This is a genomic window from Streptomyces sp. NPDC058683, from assembly GCF_042716195.1.
GTDB lineage: Bacteria > Actinomycetota > Actinomycetes > Streptomycetales > Streptomycetaceae > Streptomyces.
In genome coordinates this window covers 14812-32153 of the sequence record NZ_JBHXSK010000014.1, presented here as the reverse complement: position 1 = coordinate 32153, position 17342 = coordinate 14812, and the positions used below count along the sequence as shown (strand labels likewise).

The following is a 17342-nucleotide window of genomic DNA, read 5'->3' as shown; positions in this document are numbered from 1 at the left end:
GGCGACGACCGTCCCGGTGGCGGAGCGGCGCGCCGAAGAGGGGGCCGGTCCAGGTGCGCGCCGCCCGCCCGCCGATCCGTGCTGACGGCTGACGGCAGGGCCCGCGGCCGACCGGGTGCCGGTCGCGGGTCATGCCGCGTGCCGTCCGCCGCCCTTCCGCCGTCCCTTCTTCCGCGTGCGCAGGCCCGCCGGGACCATCAGGCCGCCGAGGAGTCCGAGGGCCAGGGCGTACGGCCACCAGCCGAAGGCCTGTGAGGAGTCGGCGGCGGTGCGGGTGGTCACCGTCGGGGGAGCGGTGGACGGGGCGCCGGCGCTGTCGGTCTTCGGGGCGGCCTTCGCCGGCCGCGGTTCCAGGACCACGTCGTTGCCGTCGCCGCCCCGGTAGGTGATCCGGTAGACGGTGTCGGCCAGCTTGACCTCGGCGCCCTCGCGCAGCCCGTCGAAGGAGCCGGTGGTGCGGGCGGTGCCGGTGTGGTCGATCACCGTGATGCGGCCGGCCGGGGAGGTGCCCGCGGCGGACATGTCGAGGGCGCCGGCCAGGGCGAGGCGGCCCGTCACTTTCAACGGCTTGTCCCGCAGGACCAGTTCGCCCTGCTTGTGCTGGGTGTAGTCGCCCCGCACCGTCAACCCGCCCGCCACCAGGCTGTCGTTGGTCACCGAGCCCCGCACCGTGCCCTTGCCGGACAGGGCGGTGGCGACCCGCAGGGCGGCCCGGCCCACGTCCAGCCGCGCGGTCGCCGACGTCAGCCGGATCGCCTTGCTGTGCACGAGAGTCGTGCCGGACCGCAGCGCCAGCGTGCCGCTGCTCACGGTCGTCGTTCCCGTGTACGTCACCGCGCTTCCGCTCAGCGTGGTCGTCGCCGTGCCCGACTGGACCAGTGACCCCGCGCCGCTCACGTACTCCAGTGTCACGGGAGCCGACGTGTTGCGGACGTACAGCGTGCCGTCGTTCACGATCCGGCGCCGCTCGGTGCCGGTCAGCAGGGAGCCGTCGCCGCCCTTCGCGCCCGAACCCAGGCGCAGCACCGCGCCCTTCTCGACCGTGGTCGAGCCGTCGTAGTCCTGGGCGGCCGCGAAGGTGACGTCGTTGCCGCGCGTGCCCGCGATCACGATGTCCCCGGCGCCGGGCGCGGCGAGCGTGTCGTGGTAGCGGCCGCCGCCGATCGGGGCGCCCAGCGTCACCGGGCCGTCGTAGTCGAAGGTGAGCCGCGATCGACGCCCACTGGCCGCGTGCAGATTGATGTACACGGTGTCCTTCGTTCCCGGCATGAAGATGCGACGGGTGGTGCCGTCGCCCCACCGCACGTCGGCGCCCTCGATGTTGGTGCCGCGCTTGTTCAACTGGTGGGAAACGGCCTTCCAGTTGAGGGCCGGGTCGCTGAGTGACGGGTGGGTGTCGCCGCCCCGGTCGCTGTAGCTGTACTGGCCGGTGAGGACCACCTTGCTGCCCGGCCGCGAGTGGACGTTGACGTCACTGCCGTACTCCCGCTGGTAGAAGTCCTGCCGCAGGGTGACGGTCTGGTTCAGCGGGGTGTCGATGATCCAGGAGCCCTGGTTGAGGATCGCGCGGGCGTGGGGGAGGGCCACCGGGTATTCGGGGCGGCCGACGGCCATTCCGGTGCCGTTGTCGATGACCCCGGAGAAGGGGTGGGTGCCGGCCAGGTCGAGGGTGCCCCACATATTGCGGGGCTGGGTGACCAGGCCCGAACCGCTGATCGTGCCGATGTTGAAGGTACGGGTGAGGGACAGGCGCAGGGTGCCGTCGACCCGGACGTTGAGCTGGTTCAGCCGGTAGCCGGGGGTGTTGTAGGGGAAGTGGCCGATCAGGCCGGTGCCGCCGCCCGTGCCGTACTGGAGGGTGGTACCGCGCTCGACCGTGATCGCGGGCGGGTCGGGGCGGGTGACCGTCGTGTACGGGTGGTTGCCGCCCTGGGTGCGCACGACCTGCCGTTGCCGGGACTTCGGCAGGGCGAAGTCGCTGTCCTTGGTGAGGACCAGCGTGCCGCCGCCGCGCACGGTGAGCGTGCCCTCGCCGTGCAGGACGCCGTCGTACGTCGTCGTCCCGGCCGGCACGGTGACGACCGTGTCTCCGGTGAGGGTCACGTCCCGGTCGGCCAGTACGTCGGCGGTGACGTCCCGGGGGCCGGCGGCGGACGCCGGGGGAGCGGAGGCCAGGAGGGCGGCGAGGGCGCCGACGGCCGCTGCGGTGGTGTGGAGGTGGCTGCGCACGTCATCGGAGACGTGGTGGAAGGCGCCGGATAACAGAAAAACGCGGCCGGGCCGCGATCGGTTGGAAATCGCTTTCCCCCTTGTCTCGTCAGACCCGTTGACCTGTCTGTAACACACCCTTACCTTTTCGGCGATCACAACGTTCGTGATGGCAACCGCCGTTCGTGATCTCGAACCTGAAGGAGCGTGTGTGAGATGAGACGTGCGTACGCGATCCTGCTGTCCCTCTGTCTGGCGGTGATCGGCGCCCTGGCCACCGCGGGCCCGGCCGCGGCCGCCGCCCAGACCGTCACCAACGGCACACAGTTCACCGACACCTCGGGGAACATCGTCCACGCCCACGGCGGCGGGGTCATCAAGGTCGGCTCGTACTACTACTGGTTCGGCGAGGACCGCAACTCCGACAACACCTTCAAGTACGTGGACGCCTACCGCTCCACCGACCTGAAGACCTGGGAGTTCCGCAACCACGTCCTCACCCAGTCCTCCGCCTCCGAACTCGGCACCGCCTACATCGAACGCCCGAAGGTCATCTACAACGCCGCCACCGGCAAGTTCGTGATGTGGATGCACAAGGAGAACGGCGTCGACTACAGCGAGGCCCGCGCCGCCGTCGCCGTCTCCGACACGGTCGACGGGACCTACACCTACCAGGGCAGCTTCCAGCCGCTCGGCCAGTACATGTCCCGGGACATCACCACCTTCGTCGACACCGACGGAACCGCCTACATGGTCTCCGCGGCCAACGAGAACTACGACCTGCACATCTACAAGCTCACCGCCGACTACACCGCCATCGCGAGCCTGGTCGCCAACCCCTGGGCGGGCGGCCACCGCGAGGCACCGGCGCTCTTCAAGCGCAACGGCGTGTACTTCATGCTGACGTCCGGTGCGACCGGCTGGAGCGCCAACCAGCAGCAGTACGCCACCGCCACCTCGCTCTCCGGCCCCTGGACGGCGTTCACCAACGTCGGCGACTCCACCGCCTACAACTCCCAGACCGCGTACGTCCTCCCGGTCACCGGCACGTCCGGCACCTCGTACCTCTACCTGGGCGACCGCTGGGGCAACTCCTTCGGCGGCACCGTCAACGACTCCCGCTACGTCTGGCTGCCGCTGACCTTCCCGACCACCACCACGATGTCGATGTCCTGGTACCCGGAGGTGTCCGTCGACACGACCGCCGGGACGGTCTCCGGCACCGGCGCCACCTACAACACCCTGATCGCCCGGCACAGCGCCAAGTGCGCCGACGTCCCGAACCAGTCCCTGTGGGAGGGCGTCGCGATCAGCCAGTACACCTGCAACAGCGGTACCAACCAGAAGTGGTGGTTCAAGGACCTGGGTTCCGGCTACTACGAGCTGATGGGCCGGGGCAGTTCGCTCTGCCTCCAGGAGAACTCCACCGACGTCACCCAGGAGGACTGCACGGGTGCCACGGCCCAGCAGTGGTCGGTGGTCACCTCCGGCTCCTACGTCAGCATCAAGGCCCGGACCAGCGGTGAGTGCCTGGACGTGAACGGCGCGTCCACCGCCAACTCGGCCGCCGTCATCACGTACACGTGCAACGGCGGCACGAACCAGCAGTGGACGCGCGGTACCTGATGCCGGATCAGGTCAGGCCAGCAGGTCGATCGCGTCGACCGAGGTGCCGGCACTGAGGAAGGACGTCGTTCCCGAGCCGCTCGCCACGTAGATCTTCAGCGTGTTGTAGGCGCTGGTGTCCGTCAGCCAGGCGGACGCCGGGACGCTGTAGGTGAACGTGTAGTTGTTGCCCCGGTAGGAGCCCACGGTCAGCGACCGGGTGCTCGGCTGGGTGGGCGGCGAGGGGACGGCGGAGGTCCAGGTGTCGTTGACGACGACCTGCGGCCGGCCGTTCGCGTAGGCCGTCGTCACGCCGATCCGCAGGGTGTGCGCGGCGGCGGCCTGGGCGGCCGTCAGCCTGAAGTAGACGATGATCCCGCTGTTGACGTCCTTCCACAGATAGCAGGGGAAGGCCGAGGTCTCCGTGCCGCTGCCGATGACCACGTTCCCGGTCCAGGACGCGGCCCGCACGTCCGAGGGATGGGCGTACGTCATCAGGTCGGCGTTCTTGAACCCGCCCGGCGTGCCGTCCCAGTTGTTGATCCGCCAGATCGCGGACGCGTTGCCCGGGTCGTTGGAGGACGGGATCGCGATCGTGTTGAGGGTGGTCGTGCCACCCGCGGTCACCGTCACCGACGTGGTGTACACCGCCAGTTCGCCCTTGAAGACGGTCAGCGTGTACGTCCCCGGGAGCACGCCGCCGATGGAGAAGTAGCCGTCCGACGAGCGTGCCGAACCCCAGTACTGCGCCGCGGAGTTGGCGAGCCCGACGGTATAGGCGTAGGCCGTGTTCCGGCCGCTGATCCCGACGCCCGCGACCTTGCCCCGGCCGCTCGCCGCGACGTATCCGGAGAGGCCGAGCGAGTCCGCCCACGAGGTGGTGAGGGTGCCCGGGTAGAGGGCGGAGGAGGGCGCGCCGCCGTCCGTGAGGGCGATGACGTACGGGCCCTGGAGGCCGTAGCGCTCTGCCTCGGTCTGGTTCTCGCCGTAGTACAGGATCTCGTACAGCCCGCCGCCGTCCGCGCTCTGGTGGCGCAGCAGCGAGCGGTAGAACGGGCCGCCGGAGGCCTTCTCGTGGTTGCTGCGCACGATCCACAGGCCGACGCTGCCGGTGGTCCAGCCGACGTAGCTGTAGTCCATCACGCGCAGCTTGGAGTAGTGCTTCGAGCGGGTCTGGCCGTCGGACTTCTCGAAGACGTCCGCGGACTCGATGACGGTGGGCGCGTAGGTGTAGGAGTCCGGCTCGTCGTTGAGGAACAGGCCGGCCTTGACGCGCACGATGTAACGGGTGGCGCTGACCGACGAGTCGGCCTTGTTGGTCCACAGGTAGACGTTGTTCTCGCCGCTGCGGGCCGCGTAGTAGTGCTTCAGCGTGCCGTACGTGACCGAGATCAGGATCGTGGTGCCGGACTGGGCGATGGTCACCGTGGAGGTACCGAGGCCCGACTCGACATGCGAGTTCTTGCCGCCGTAGCCCTGGTACTCGGTGCCCTTGTAGACCAGCGAGGTCAGGTCGCCGTTGGTCTTGCTGACCTTGAAGACCAGGCTGGCGCCGGTGTCGACGACGTAGTTGGAGCCGTCGTCGGACCAGCCGAAGCTCGCGGCCGAGGCGGCGGTGGCGAGCGGGCCGGTGAGGGCGGCGGTGCCGGCGGCGGCCGCGCCGGCGAGGACGAAGGTACGGCGTCCGAGGGGTCTCCCGTTGACTCCGGACATGGGGGTGCCTCCTTCGGGGGGCGGGGTTGCGGGTGACTGTGAGAGTGGCAGTTGAATCGATTTCGCGAAAGGGCTTTCGTTCTCCCGGGGTTGGCAGTCTTGTGAAATCGGTCCAAGGTCTAGAAAGCGCTTGTGGATGGCGCTACGGTCCCCGCCAGGCCCTGTCGCCGTGACGGAGGAGTCCCGAGTGAGACGTTTCAACGGTGTCCGCGCCGCCGTGGCCGCGGCGGTCGTCCTCAGCGCAGCCACCGGCCTGGCAGGCACCCCCGCCCAGGCCCAGGAGCGGCGGCCGCCGCTCTCCCTCGCGGACTGCACCGCCGGTGCCTGCCACTTCGACGTCCCGCCGGGCGACTACGACGTGACGGTCCGGCTCGGCGGCGCGGCCGCGTCCAGCACGAGCGTCAGCGGGGAGACCCGGCGCTCGCTGCTCCCCGAGACACCCGCCGCGGCGGGCCGGCACGTCACCCGCAGCTTCACCGTGAACGTCCGGACGCCGGAGGGGGAGCCGACCGGACCCGACGGAACGCCCGGCCTCGACCTGGCGATCGGCGGCTCGGCACCCGCGCTCGCCGGCATCCGGGTGACCCCCGCCCGGCACGCCCGGCAGCTCTTCCTGGTCGGCGACTCCACCGTCTGCGACCAGCCCGGCGACCCGTACTCCGGCTGGGGCCAGCAGCTCCCGCAGTTCCTGCGCCGGGGTGTCTCCGTCGCCAACTACGCGGACTCCGGGGAAAGTACGGTGACCTATCTCCAGAACCCCCGACTCTGGGGTACCGTCCAGCCGTTGATCGGCCGCGGAGACCTGGTCCTGATCCAGCTGGCGCACAACGACAAGACGACCGACGAGGCGACCTACCGCGCGAATCTGGAGACGCTGGTGGCGGGCGTACGGGAGAAGGGCGGGCGGCCGGTGCTGGTGACACCGATCGTGCGCCGCTGGTTCAATTCCGACGGCACGCTCAACAACGACATCGCGCTTCTGGTCAACGGGCTCGGCGTCAATCATCCTGGGGTGATCCGCTCGGTCGCCGCCGCCGAGGACGTTCCGCTGATCGACCTCACGGCGAAGACCAAGGCGCTCGTGGAGTCCCTCGGCGTGGAGGGCTCCAAGGCGCTGTACCTGTACAACGAGAAGAAGGACAACACGCACACCTCCGCGTACGGAGCCACCCTCTACGCGGGTCTGGTGCGTGACGAACTGCTCGCCCGGCATCTGGTGCCCCGGGGCACCGTGCGGGTGGAATGAGCCCCTGGGGCGTCCCGACCGGAACCGGGGCGCCCCAGGTTCGAACGGCACGAGGTTCGGCACGAAGTCCGGCACGCGGTCGGGAACGGAGCCCGGTACGCGGCCGGGCACGAGGTCCGGCACGAGGTCCGGCACGAGGTCCGGTACGAGCGAGAAAGAGCACCGATGCAGCTGCCTCCCGAGGACCGCGGGCCCAGCCCGCGCACCGGCTACACCCGCGCCCACTGGGAGGCCGCGGCCGACGCCCTGCTCGCCGCCGTGGAGCCGTACGCCACCCCGGACCGTGCCCTCTACCACCTCCCCGGCGACCACCAGAGCTGGTCGGGGCACCTCTCCGACGGCCTGGAGGGCTACGCCCGCACCCTGCTCCTCGCGGCCTTCCGCCGGGACGAGACCGCGCTCCAGCGGTACGCCGACGGGCTCGCGGCCGGCGTGTCGGGCGTCTGGCCCCGCATCAAGGACCGCAGCCAGCCGCTGGTGGAGGCCGCCTCCGTCGCCCTCGCCCTGCGCCTGACCCGCCCCCTGCTGTGGGACCGCCTCGACGACGGGGTGCAGCAGCGCGTCGCGGCCTGGCTCGCCGACGCGCTGACCGCCGAACCCTGGCCCTGCAACTGGGAGTTGTTCCCGGTGACGGTCGGCGGCTTCCTCGCCGAGGTCGGCCATGAGCCGGAGGCCGCGCACAAGGCGGTCGACCACGGCCTGGCCCGCATCGAGGAGTGGTACGTCGGCGACGGCTGGTACACCGACGGCGACGGCCGCAAGTTCGACTACTACAACGGCTGGGCGATGCACCTCTACCCGGTGCTGCACGCTTGGCTGGCCGGCGACGAGCAGCTGCTCGACCTGTACGGCGGCCGCCTGGAACGCCATCTCGCCGACTACGCCCGTCTGTTCGGCGGGGACGGGGCCCCGATGCACCAGGGCCGCTCGCTGACCTACCGCTTCGCGACCACGGCCCCGCTCTGGCTGGGCGCCCTCACCGGCCGTACGCCCCTGTCTCCCGGGGAGACCCGGCGGCTGGCCTCCGGAGCGCTGAAGTACTTCCTGGACCGGGGCGCCCTGGACGAGCGAGGCCTCCTGACCCTCGGCTGGCACGGCCCCGACTCCGCCGTCCTGCAAGGTTATTCGGGCCCCGCCTCCCCGTACTGGGCGAGCAAGGGCTTCCTCGGCCTGCTGCTCCCCGCGGACCACGACGTGTGGACGGCGCCGGAGGAACCGGGCCCGGCCGAGCGCGCCGACGCGGTCACGCCGATCGCGCCCGCCAACTGGCTCCTGCAGTCCACGAGTTCGGACGGGGTCGTCCGCCTCCACAACCACGGCAGCGAGGATGTCCGCTACGACCCGTACTACACCCGGCTCGGCTACTCGACCGTCACGCAGCCTTCGGCGTCGTACGACAACAGTGTCATCGTGGACGGCGACCCGAGCCGTACGGACATCGAGCCGCTGGGCGTCGGACCGGGCTGGGTGGCCTCCCGGCACACGGCCGCCTCGGGGGCCCGCGTGACGAGTGCCGTGCTGGTGCGCGGGGCCGTGGAGGTGCGCGCCTTCCTGGTGGCGGGGGCGGCGCCCGGGACACCGGTACGGGTGACCGGGTGGGCCGCCCGGGAGGGGCTCCGGGCCGAACTGCTGCCCGTCGTGGGCCTCGACGCCGAGCTGACCGGGGCCACGGGGGCGGGGGAGACCCTGTTCGTCGCGCTCGGCCGGCTCACCGGTGCGACGGACACCGAGCCGCTGGCGCAGACGGTGACCGTGCGCGCCGAGGGGACCCGGGAACTGACGGTCCTGTGGAGCGGCGGTCCCGGCCTGCGGGTCCGGTGGCAGGACTCCGGAGTGGATGTGGAGCACACCGCACAGGACTGAGCCGCGTCGGGCAGTATGCGGATCATGGGGTGGAGAGACCAACTGATCGAACTGCTGGGGCGGGCCGGGCTGGAGCTCATGGAGGGCCCGCGTGTCGAGGACGTGGTGCCGCCGCCGGTCGCCTGGCGTCATGTGATCGCGTGGGAGGCACGGCCGAGTGCGGAGGTGGCGCTGGACCGTCCCGACCCGGTCGCCGAACTCAACGCACAGTGGCACCGGTTGGCCTCCGAAGCGGGCCTGTTCGACGGGGACGGGGCGTTCCTCGTCGATTTTTACGGCAACTCGAACAGGAGCTGGGTGCGGGTCCGGCTCACCGACCGCTGGGACCTCGCCGGAGTGCTCGGCGAGCGGCCCGGGCAGCCGGAGTTCCTGACGCTGTCCCTGGACGGCGACACCCTGGTGGGAGCCACGACGGAGGAGTACACGGTCTGGCTCGTCGCCGTCGACCGGATCAGGGAGCGGCAGGAGGCGGCCGCGCGGGCGGCCGCCGCCGAGACCGAGGAGGACCGGGCGGCCGCCTGGGAGGGGCTGTTCCGGGGGCCCGGACCCACGGAGAAGCTGCTGAACGCCTGGGCACGCGGGCTCTCGCACAACCGGGCCTTCCCGGAGGACCTTCGGCCGCTGCTGCTGGAGAGATCCCACTTCGCCAGGTACGGCGCCATGCCGGCGGACGTCGTGGACGCGATGCTGGCCCACCCGGACTGGAAGATCCGGTCGCACGCGGCCGAGTTCCAGCTGAACATCACCCCCGAGCAGTGGGTGCGCGTGATCGAGGGTGAGCGGGAGGAGCGGTACCGGTGGGTCCTCACGCTGATAGCCGCCGACCGCCGGGCCGAGTTGCCCGAGGACACCCGCCGGGGGCTCGCCGCGGATCCGTCCGCACGTGTGCGCCGCGAGGCCGTACGCCTCAAGGACCTGCCCACCACCGTGCTGGTCGCCCTGGCCACCGCCGACCCCGACGATGAGGTGCGGGCGGCGGCCTGCCCGGTCGCCTGGCCGCATCTCGACGCGACGGCACGGGCGGCGCTCCTGGCCGACCCCGACGGCACGGTACGTGAACGGGCCCAGGCGCTGCACCACCGGGACCACCCGATGCCCCGCTCGGTGTACGAGTCCCGGCGCCTGAAGACCGAGGTGCTGGAGAGCTGCCGGCTGGAGCGCGGTCTCGCGGAACACCTGGCACGGCACGGGGAACCGGACGAGCGCGGTGCCCTCGCCCGGAACCCGCGACTGGACCCCGACCTGGTCGCCCTGCTCACCGAGGACCCCGACGCCCGCGTGCGCTGGGCGGTGGCCATCCGGGGCGACCTCACCGAGGAGCAACGCGAGGCCGTCCTCGTCGACTTCCCTCCGGAGAGCCGCCACCACGCACTCCCGTGGGTCGTGGCGCTCCACGACGACCACGAGGCCATGCGCCGCCTGGCCGCCTCCAGCCACCCGCTCGTCCGCCGAAGCGTCGCCCGCGCCCGGCACCTGCCACCGGACGTCGTCGCCCGCCTCGCCGACGACGAGGACCGGGTCGTACAGCTCTTTCTCGCGGAGTCCTGCGACGACGCACCCGCCGACATGCTGCTGCGGGTGTGGCAGTGGTGGACCGGCAGCCTGAGCGTCCCCGACCGCCCCCGCGGCCACCCCAACTTCCCCCGCCACGACCTCCTCCGCCACGCGGACGACCCGAGCCCGCGCATGCGCCGACTGGCCCTGGACGACCCGGAGTCGACGCCCGGCCTGGTGGAACGGCTCAGCCGCGATCCCAGTGAGGAAGTGCGTTACCGTGCCGCGACCGACCCCCGGCTGCCCGCCGTCGCCGCCGCGCGGCTGCTGGAGGACCCCCACCAGAACATCCGACACGCGGCCACCCGCCACCCTCACCTGCCGGTAAGGCTGCTGACCCAACTGCTGCGGCACCATGACACCGCCGAGGAGGCCGCCGGCAATCCGGCGCTGCCCGTCGAGGTCATGCGCCGGATGGTCGAGGCGCTGGGTGGGGCGGCGTCCGTCACGGCGTGAGACGGGCGATCCGCAGCGTCGTCGTGGTCGGGGAGGCTCCGGTGAGCGGAGTGCCGTAGCTCGGGGTGGCCGGCGCGTAGGCCCAGGTGAGCGCGCCGTCCTTGAGGACCGCGATGTCACCGGTGATCCGCGCGCTCACCACCTTGCCGGCACCGACGAACCTGCCGTTCCAGTCGACCAGCCGCAGATGCGTGCCGGTGAAGGTGCCGGTGCAGGTGCCCGCCGAGCACTTGGCGTTCTTCAGGGACTCCCAGGAGAGCAGGAGCTTGTCCTTGCCGTAGGGGGCGAGGTGGACATTGACGTTCTCGACGGTCTTGGCGCTGGTGAGGTACACGGCCTTGCCGGGGCCGGAGTTGCGGTTCTTGAGGAAGGCGACGGCGACCTGGTGGGTGGCGGTCTTCGGGGTGACCGTCCAGCCGCGGCCGCTGCTGTCGTCCGGGTTCTTCTTCGCGGAGGCGGCGCCCCGGGAGGCGAACGCCGTCGCGTACCTGCCGGTCGACGACTTCACCAGGTCGCCGGTACGGCCCGGGAAGGTACCGCCGCAGTAGCCCGCCCAGCACTGCTCGCGCTGGACCACCGGAGCGACGTCCGGGGCGCCGATTCCGGTGGAGACGAACAGGCCCGACCGCCAGTCGTCGAAGCAGAGGGAGGTGAAGGCGCCGGAGGTCTCGGCGTGCAGGGCTATGCCCTCGTTGTGGCTGCAGCCCCAGCTCCAGCCGCCGCTGAGCTTGGCGCCCTTGGCGCTGACGTACGACAGCTTGTCGCCGTAGTGCCCGTCGGCGAAGCCGCCCGCGCCGTGCACCACGAAGTAGGCGCCGTACTTGGAGCCGTTCCAGGTCAGCTGGCCGTCGAGGGTGGGGGAGGTGTCGTGGGACGCGGTGCCGGTGAGCTTGGCGGACCAGGTCTTCCCGGCGCCCGTGTAGCGGACGATCGCGGCCGCCGTCTCCTTCCATTTGTTGGTGTCGGAGACCCGGGTGAGCAGGGCGAAGCCGTCGTCGTGGGCGACCAGGCCGCCGACCTCCTTGGCGCCCTTGACGACCGTGTCGGCCCCGGACCGCTTGCCGGCCGCCGTGAGCGGGGTGACATGGACGCCGTCGGCGGCGGGCCAGGCGACCCGGATCGTGCCGTTGGGGGCGACCGCGGTGGCGGTCCGGTTCCACTCCCGGGTGTTGTTGTAACCGGCCGACAGATAGGGGTACTTGGCGCCGAGGCTCACCGCCGTGGACGTGACCTGGAGGTCGGGGGTCGTCGCCGCGCCGGCGGTGGCGTACCAGGCGCCGGCGAGCAGACCGGCGGCCGCCAGGGCCCCGATCGCGGGCTTGCGGAAGGCGTGGACGCGGCGGTGACGTGTGGTGCGTGGTGCGGAAGTCATGCCTCCTGGTCGTCGCCGACACGAGGAAGGTTGCCGGGTTCCGGCGCGGCTGCCGCGGGCAGTGGGGCCGCCCTTCTGATCGGGGTGCCGAGGGCGGCGAGGCCGGTCAGTGTGCAGCAGACACCGGCGACGGCGGCCACGGCGGCGGTGCCGTACCGCTCGGCCGCCCAGGTGAGGAGGGCGGCGCCGGCCGGGGCCAGCGCGTACTGGAGGGTCCAGTGGGCGGAGGTGACCCGGCCCAGCAGGGGTTCCGGGGTGATCTCCTGGCGCAGGGACATGGAACAGGTGCCCGCCACCCCCACGCAGGCCAGATAGACCGCGCACAGGACGGCCACCACGGGCACCGAGTGCACCCGGCCGACCCCGGCGAAGGCCAGTCCGCACACCGTCATCGACGCGATCCAGGTCGGCCCGAAGCCCAGCCGCCGCCGGAGCCGGGCCACCAGCAGCGCCCCGGTGATCGTGCCGACCGCGCCGATCGCCAGCACCGTTCCCACCGTGCCGTCGTCGTGGCCGAGGTCGTGCTTGAGGTGGTAGATGACCAGGTCGTTGATGCCGAGGCTGAGGAAGCTGAAGACGGCGAGCAGCCCGGTGACCGACCGCAGGACGGGGTGCCGGACCAGGTGGCCGACCCCGGTGCGAAGGTCGCGCCACACGCCCCGCTTCGCGGCCGGCCGGTCGTCCCCGGCGCGCTCCCGGACCCGGACCAGGAACAGGAGGGCGGCCGACACGGCATAGCTCGCCGCGTCCACGGCCACCGCGTCGGCCGGCCCCGCCCAGGCGGCCATCAGGCCCGCGCCCAGGGGACCGAGGACACCGGCCGCCGCCGCGGTGGCGTTGACCCTCCCGTTGGCCTCGGTGAGCCGGGTGACGTCGACGAGCCCGCGTACGACGGTGACGTATCCGACGGCGAAGAGCATGCCGACGGCCTCGCACAGCGGCAGGACCACGTACAGCAGCCAGAGGTGCGGCCCGGTGAGCCAGACGACCGGGACCAGGCCGTACAGGACCATACGGACCAGATCACAGGCGATGAGCAGCTTCCGCCGGTCGACCCGGTCCACGACCACCCCGGCGAAGACCGCCGCCAGCACCATCGCGACCCCGCCGACGGCGGTGAGCAGGCCCATCCGGGCCACCGAGCCGGTCGCCTGGAGGACCAGCAGGGGCAGTGCGACGAGACTGAAGGAGTCGCCGAGCACGGACAGCGTCTGGGCGAGCCAGAAGAAGCCGAAGTCCCGTTGCCTCCACAGCGGTTGCCCTGCCGCTGACTCCTTCGTGCGCCCGGCCCGCCGCGCCTCGTACGTCACGGCTCCCCCTCCCGTGTCCCGGCAACCCTACGCCGACCGCCTCCGGGCGGAAATCGCCTGGACCCCGAAAACTAGGATCTCTAGGATGCAGACTAGGAATACCAGGGAGGTAGTCGGATGGCCCGTGCCGGAATCACCGTCGACCGGCTGGTCGCGGCGGCGGCCGAACTCGCGGACGAGGCCGGCTTCGAGCAGGTCACGCTGTCCGCGCTGGCCCGCCGGTTCGGGGTGAAGGACGCGAGTCTCTACTCGCACGTCAGAAGCCTCCAGGACCTGCGGCACCGGATCGCACGGCTCGCGGGCGGCGAGCTGATCGACCGCATCGCCGTCGCCGTGGCCGGACGCTCCGGCAAGGACGCGCTCGCCGCCTACGCCGGCGCCTACTGCGCCTACGCCCTCGCCCACCCCGGCCGCTACGCGGCCACCCAGATCCGGATCGACCCCGCCCTGGTCGACCCGGACGATCCCGCCATGCGCCGCACCGTCGAGATCACCTACGGCATGCTGCGCGGCTACGGCCTCGCCGAACCCGATCTCACCGACGCCGTACGCCTGTTGCGCGCCACCTTCCACGGCTACTGCGTCCTGGAGGCGGGCGGCGGCTTCAACGCCCCCAGGGACGTCCGCGCGTCCTGGGACCGGGCGATCGGCGCCCTGCACATCGCCCTGGAGAACTGGCCCCACGAGGAGACCGACCCCCATGCCTGAACTCCCCTACGACATCACCGGCACCGGACCCGTCCTGCTCCTCCTCCCCGGTGGCGCCGGCCACCCCATGGGCCTGGACCCGCTGATCGGGCACCTGGCACCGCACTTCACCGTGGTGACGTACGACCCGCTGGGCCTCGCCCACGGCCGTCTCGGCGAACCGGTCGCCGACCAGCGGGTGGCGGACTGGAGTGAGGGTGCCCACCGGGTGCTGGCGGAGGTGGCGGGCGAGAACGGGGCGGCGTACGTCCTCGGGACCAGCTCCGGCGGTATCACCGCCCTCGACCTGCTGGCCCGCCGTCCCGGGCGGCTGCGGGGCGTGATCGCCCACGAGCCGCCGTGCGTCACCCTGCTGCCGGACGGGGAGCGGCTGCGGGCCGAGCTGATCGGGCAGTTGGAGCGCGGGCGCCCGGCCGCCGGCGAGCCGACGCCCTTCGGGATCTTCCTCGACCACGTCCTGGGCCCCTTCACCGGCTACCGGCCGCCGGCCGGCCTGCCCCGTCTCACGGTGGCCGCCGGAACCGACTCCCGCGACCAACTCCTCTACAGGACGGCGGAGTTCGTCGCCGAACACACCGGGGGGACCTTCGCCGAGTTCCCCGGCGGGCATCTGGGCACCGTGCAGCAACCGGCTGCCTTCGCCGAGCGGGTCGGGGAGGTCCTGCTCGGCTGACGGTCCCGCCTGCCGGTCAGCCGTTCACCCCCGTGTAGTGGCCCAGCGCCCACCGCCACAGCCGGCGCGACGCCAGGTAGGCGAGCAGGCCGAGGAGCGGGGATCCGGCCGCCAGCCAGTAGGGGGCGCCCGTCGAGTGGCCGTGGCCGGTGAGGACCGCCGCCGGGAAGTAGGCGACGAAGGCGAGGGGGAGGCCGTAGGTGAGGAGGCCGCCCACCGCACGCGGGAGGACGTTCAGGGGGTAGCTGCCGAAGGTGCCGAGGAGTTCCTCCAGCCAGCGGCCCCAGTAGTCGGCGGCCGGGTAGCGCAGCGAGGCGCAGGCCACCACCGTGAAGAGGGCCGCCTCCAGGAGCATCCCGCCCAGGACGGCGGCGACGAGATAGGTGATCCGGCCCGCCGTCCAGTCCAGGTCGCTGCGGCTGAGCGCGCCCACCATCAGGCCGGCCGCCACCGTCAGGTCGCCGATCGCGTTGGTGGGGAAGAACTCCAGCTGGACCTGGCGGTAGACGGGCAGCGGGCGCAGGAGATAGGCGTCGATCCTGCCCTCCTGGATGCTCCGGCCCAGGCCGTGCACGCGGCCCAGGAGGAGCACGAACAGGCCGTGCGCCAGCATGCGGGTCGCCGGGATCAGCAGGACGTCGCTGCTGTCCCAGCCGCCCATCCCCGCGAACCGGGTGAGCAGCACCGTCGCGAACACGATCACCGACACCTGCCAGACCGCGCCGATCGCGATCATCATCAGGAACTCGGTGCGGTATTCCAGCTGGGCGCGGAAGTTGAGGCGCGTGATGCGCCACATGATCCGTACGGCGTTCATCGGCCTCAGCCTCCTTGCGAGATCACGCGGCGGGCGGCCCGCCGCCACACGAACCGGGTGAACAGGTAGAGGGCCACGACCCAGGCGGCCTGGATGCCGAGCTGGAAGGGGGCGTCCGAGAGGGGGATCCGGCCGACGTACAGCGACAGCGGCACGCTCAGGGTCGCCTGGAAGGGCAGGAAGGAGCTCAGCGTGATGAACCAGTGCGGGAAGTACCACAGCGGCGCGTACACCCCGGACAGCAGGTTCTGCGCGAAGACCAGGATCAGCATCGCGGCGGTGTTCCGCAGCGTCCAGAAGCACAGCTGGTCGATGAGGAGCATGACGTGGTAGAGGACCAACTGGCCGAGGGCGAGGCTGAGGACGAACACGCCCGCCACCGCCGCCGAACCCGGCGGCTGCACGACTCCGATCGCCAGACAGACCACGTACCCGGCCAACGCCCACGTCAGGCCGTACAGTTGCTCGCCGATCGCGCGCAGGGCGTGGTAGCGCCGGGGCGGCATCGGGCGCAGGTACCAGTAGACGATCGTGCCGAAGTGCACGTGCTGCATGACCGTGTCGCGGCCCGCGTACTGGTCCAGCTCCCGCAGCCGGGAGGCGAGTACGGCCATCACCGCGTAGGTGACCGCCTGGCCCCGGTCGAGACCCGCGGTCGTACCGGACTGGGCGTACAGGCCGCGCCACAGCGAGGCCACCAGCACCACCTGCACGGTCAGCCGCAGCAGGACCCCGGTGATCCGGGGCGGGGTGTACAGCTCGCCGAGCGGGGTGACCCGGGCGGCCCGCCAGCCGTAGGACAGAGTCATCTCAGACCGCCTCGGCCTGCACGTAGGCCGCCCGCATGACGTCCTCCAGGTCGGCCTCGTCCACCGCCACGTCCGTCACCTCGTACCGCTCGATGACCAGCTTCAGCGCCTTGTGGACCGTGGGCGCGGCCGGGCCGTCCGGGCCGAACACCACCTGGGGGCCGTCCCGGCGCACCAGCGTGATGCCCGGCAGCGGGCCGACCGGGGTGTGCGGATCGGCGAGGGTCGCCCGCACCTGCCAGGTCGAGCCGAAGGTCCGGCGGATCTCGTCCAGGGTGCCGTCGAGCACCAGGCGCCCGTGGTTGACCAGCACCACCCGCTCGGCGAGCCGCTCGACCTCGGTCATGTCGTGCGTGGTCAGCAGCACGGTACGGGCGCGCTCGGCCACCTGGTACCGCAGGAACTCGCGGACCTGCTCCTTCACCACCACGTCCATGCCGATGGTCGGCTCGTCCAGGAACACCACCGGCGGATCGTGCAGCAGGGCCGCCGCCAGGTCGCAGCGCACCCGCTGGCCCAGCGAGAGGTGCCGGACCCGGGTGTCCCAGAACGAGGAGAGGTCGAGAAGCTGGTCGAACTCCCGCAGCCGTGCCGCGTGTTCGGCTTTGGGCACCTCGTAGATGTCCCGCAGGATCGCGAACGACTCCCGCACCGGCAGGTCCCACCACAGCTGGGTGCGCTGCCCGAACACCGCGCCGATGTTGCGGGCGTTGCGCTCCCGCTCCTGGTACGGCACCACGCCGGCGACCCGGGCGTGGCCGGAGCTCGGGGTGAGGATGCCGGTGAGCATCTTGATGGTGGTCGACTTGCCCGCGCCGTTCGGGCCGAGCAGGGCGAGCAGTTCGCCGGGGGCGACGTCGAAGGTGATGTCGGAGACCGCGTGCTTCTCGACGCGTTCGGGGTTGACCAGGGATCGCAGGGCGCCGGAGAGGCCCGGGCGCCGGACGGTGGTGTGGAAGGTGCGGGACAGGCCGCGGACCTCGATGCTTCCGGCCACGCTGGGGACTC

13 protein-coding genes are annotated in these 17342 nt (G+C 71.7%); 6 read left to right on the top strand and 7 right to left on the bottom strand.

Going from position 1 to position 17342, the window contains the following annotated elements:
* Positions 1 to 129: 129 nt before the first annotated feature.
* Positions 130 to 2229, bottom strand: coding sequence for an autotransporter (locus tag ACFWXC_RS17000; RefSeq protein WP_384479388.1), 2100 nt, complete (start codon positions 2227 to 2229; stop codon positions 130 to 132).
* A 195-nt stretch (positions 2230 to 2424) separates the two neighbouring features.
* Here ACFWXC_RS17000 and ACFWXC_RS16995 point away from each other — a divergent pair, with 195 nt between their 5' ends.
* Positions 2425 to 3834, top strand: coding sequence for an RICIN domain-containing protein (locus tag ACFWXC_RS16995; RefSeq protein ID WP_384479386.1), 1410 nt, complete (start codon positions 2425 to 2427; stop codon positions 3832 to 3834).
* A 12-nt stretch (positions 3835 to 3846) separates the two neighbouring features.
* Here the strand turns inward: ACFWXC_RS16995 and ACFWXC_RS16990 are convergent, their stop codons facing one another.
* A complete protein-coding gene (locus tag ACFWXC_RS16990) occupies positions 3847 to 5526 on the bottom strand; it encodes a rhamnogalacturonan lyase B N-terminal domain-containing protein (RefSeq protein WP_384479384.1) in 1680 nt (559 codons plus the stop codon).
* 187 nt (positions 5527 to 5713) lie between these two features.
* On the opposite strand from ACFWXC_RS16990, the gene ACFWXC_RS16985 reads away from it, so the two are divergent.
* The 3 genes from ACFWXC_RS16985 (at position 5714) to ACFWXC_RS16975 (ending at position 10645) form a co-directional block, all read left to right on the top strand.
* Positions 5714 to 6772: a rhamnogalacturonan acetylesterase gene (locus ACFWXC_RS16985; RefSeq protein WP_384479382.1), complete on the top strand. Its 1059-nt coding sequence runs from the start codon at positions 5714 to 5716 to the stop codon at positions 6770 to 6772.
* Between the two features lie 165 nt (positions 6773 to 6937).
* A complete protein-coding gene (locus tag ACFWXC_RS16980) occupies positions 6938 to 8635 on the top strand; it encodes a DUF2264 domain-containing protein (RefSeq protein ID WP_384479380.1) in 1698 nt (565 codons plus the stop codon).
* A 24-nt stretch (positions 8636 to 8659) separates the two neighbouring features.
* Entirely contained in the window at positions 8660 to 10645 is a 1986-nt protein-coding gene (locus tag ACFWXC_RS16975) for a PE-PGRS family protein (protein ID WP_384479378.1), read from the top strand.
* On the opposite strand, the gene ACFWXC_RS16970 is transcribed toward ACFWXC_RS16975, so the two are convergent.
* On the bottom strand, positions 10635 to 12017 hold the full coding sequence (locus tag ACFWXC_RS16970; protein WP_384479376.1) for a hypothetical protein: 1383 nt from the start codon (positions 12015 to 12017) through the stop codon (positions 10635 to 10637). The two genes, ACFWXC_RS16975 and ACFWXC_RS16970, sit on opposite strands and share 11 nt — an antisense overlap.
* Positions 12014 to 13327: an MFS transporter gene (locus ACFWXC_RS16965; RefSeq protein WP_384479374.1), complete on the bottom strand. Its 1314-nt coding sequence runs from the start codon at positions 13325 to 13327 to the stop codon at positions 12014 to 12016. Before ACFWXC_RS16965 ends, ACFWXC_RS16970 begins: the two co-directional genes overlap by 4 nt.
* 117 nt (positions 13328 to 13444) lie before the next feature.
* Between ACFWXC_RS16965 and ACFWXC_RS16960 the strand changes: the two genes are divergently transcribed.
* Together ACFWXC_RS16960 and ACFWXC_RS16955 are read left to right on the top strand one after the other, a co-directional pair.
* Positions 13445 to 14035: a TetR/AcrR family transcriptional regulator gene (locus ACFWXC_RS16960; protein ID WP_384479372.1), complete on the top strand. Its 591-nt coding sequence runs from the start codon at positions 13445 to 13447 to the stop codon at positions 14033 to 14035.
* Complete coding sequence (locus tag ACFWXC_RS16955) at positions 14028 to 14708, top strand: alpha/beta fold hydrolase (protein ID WP_384479369.1); 681 nt, start codon at positions 14028 to 14030, stop codon at positions 14706 to 14708. Before ACFWXC_RS16960 ends, ACFWXC_RS16955 begins: the two co-directional genes overlap by 8 nt.
* A 16-nt stretch (positions 14709 to 14724) precedes the next feature.
* Here the strand turns inward: ACFWXC_RS16955 and ACFWXC_RS16950 are convergent, their stop codons facing one another.
* From ACFWXC_RS16950 to ACFWXC_RS16940, 3 genes are read right to left on the bottom strand one after another with little or no spacing between them, the layout of a single operon-like run.
* Complete coding sequence (locus ACFWXC_RS16950) at positions 14725 to 15525, bottom strand: ABC transporter permease (RefSeq protein ID WP_384479368.1); 801 nt, start codon at positions 15523 to 15525, stop codon at positions 14725 to 14727.
* 5 nt (positions 15526 to 15530) lie between these two features.
* Positions 15531 to 16334, bottom strand: a complete 804-nt coding sequence (locus tag ACFWXC_RS16945; protein WP_384479366.1) for an ABC transporter permease — start codon at positions 16332 to 16334, stop codon at positions 15531 to 15533.
* Between the two features lies 1 nt (position 16335).
* Positions 16336 to 17331 (bottom strand): ATP-binding cassette domain-containing protein, encoded by a 996-nt coding sequence (locus ACFWXC_RS16940; protein WP_384479364.1) that lies wholly within the window; start codon positions 17329 to 17331, stop codon positions 16336 to 16338.
* Between the last annotated feature and the right edge of the window lie 11 nt (positions 17332 to 17342).

Excerpts from the sequence above, each read along its gene's own strand:
- ACFWXC_RS16960 (WP_384479372.1), top strand. The coding sequence starts at position 13,445 with ATGGCCCGTGCCGGAATCACCGTCGACCGGCTGGTCGCGGCGGCGGCC.
- ACFWXC_RS16945 (WP_384479366.1), bottom strand. The coding sequence starts at position 16,334 with ATGACTCTGTCCTACGGCTGGCGGGCCGCCCGGGTCACCCCGCTCGGC.
- ACFWXC_RS16995 (WP_384479386.1), top strand. The coding sequence starts at position 2,425 with ATGAGACGTGCGTACGCGATCCTGCTGTCCCTCTGTCTGGCGGTGATC.
- ACFWXC_RS16990 (WP_384479384.1), bottom strand. The coding sequence starts at position 5,526 with ATGTCCGGAGTCAACGGGAGACCCCTCGGACGCCGTACCTTCGTCCTC.
- ACFWXC_RS16970 (WP_384479376.1), bottom strand. The coding sequence starts at position 12,017 with ATGACTTCCGCACCACGCACCACACGTCACCGCCGCGTCCACGCCTTC.
- ACFWXC_RS16955 (WP_384479369.1), top strand. The coding sequence starts at position 14,028 with ATGCCTGAACTCCCCTACGACATCACCGGCACCGGACCCGTCCTGCTC.
- ACFWXC_RS16975 (WP_384479378.1), top strand. The coding sequence starts at position 8,660 with ATGGGGTGGAGAGACCAACTGATCGAACTGCTGGGGCGGGCCGGGCTG.
- ACFWXC_RS16980 (WP_384479380.1), top strand. The coding sequence starts at position 6,938 with ATGCAGCTGCCTCCCGAGGACCGCGGGCCCAGCCCGCGCACCGGCTAC.
- ACFWXC_RS16950 (WP_384479368.1), bottom strand. The coding sequence starts at position 15,525 with ATGAACGCCGTACGGATCATGTGGCGCATCACGCGCCTCAACTTCCGC.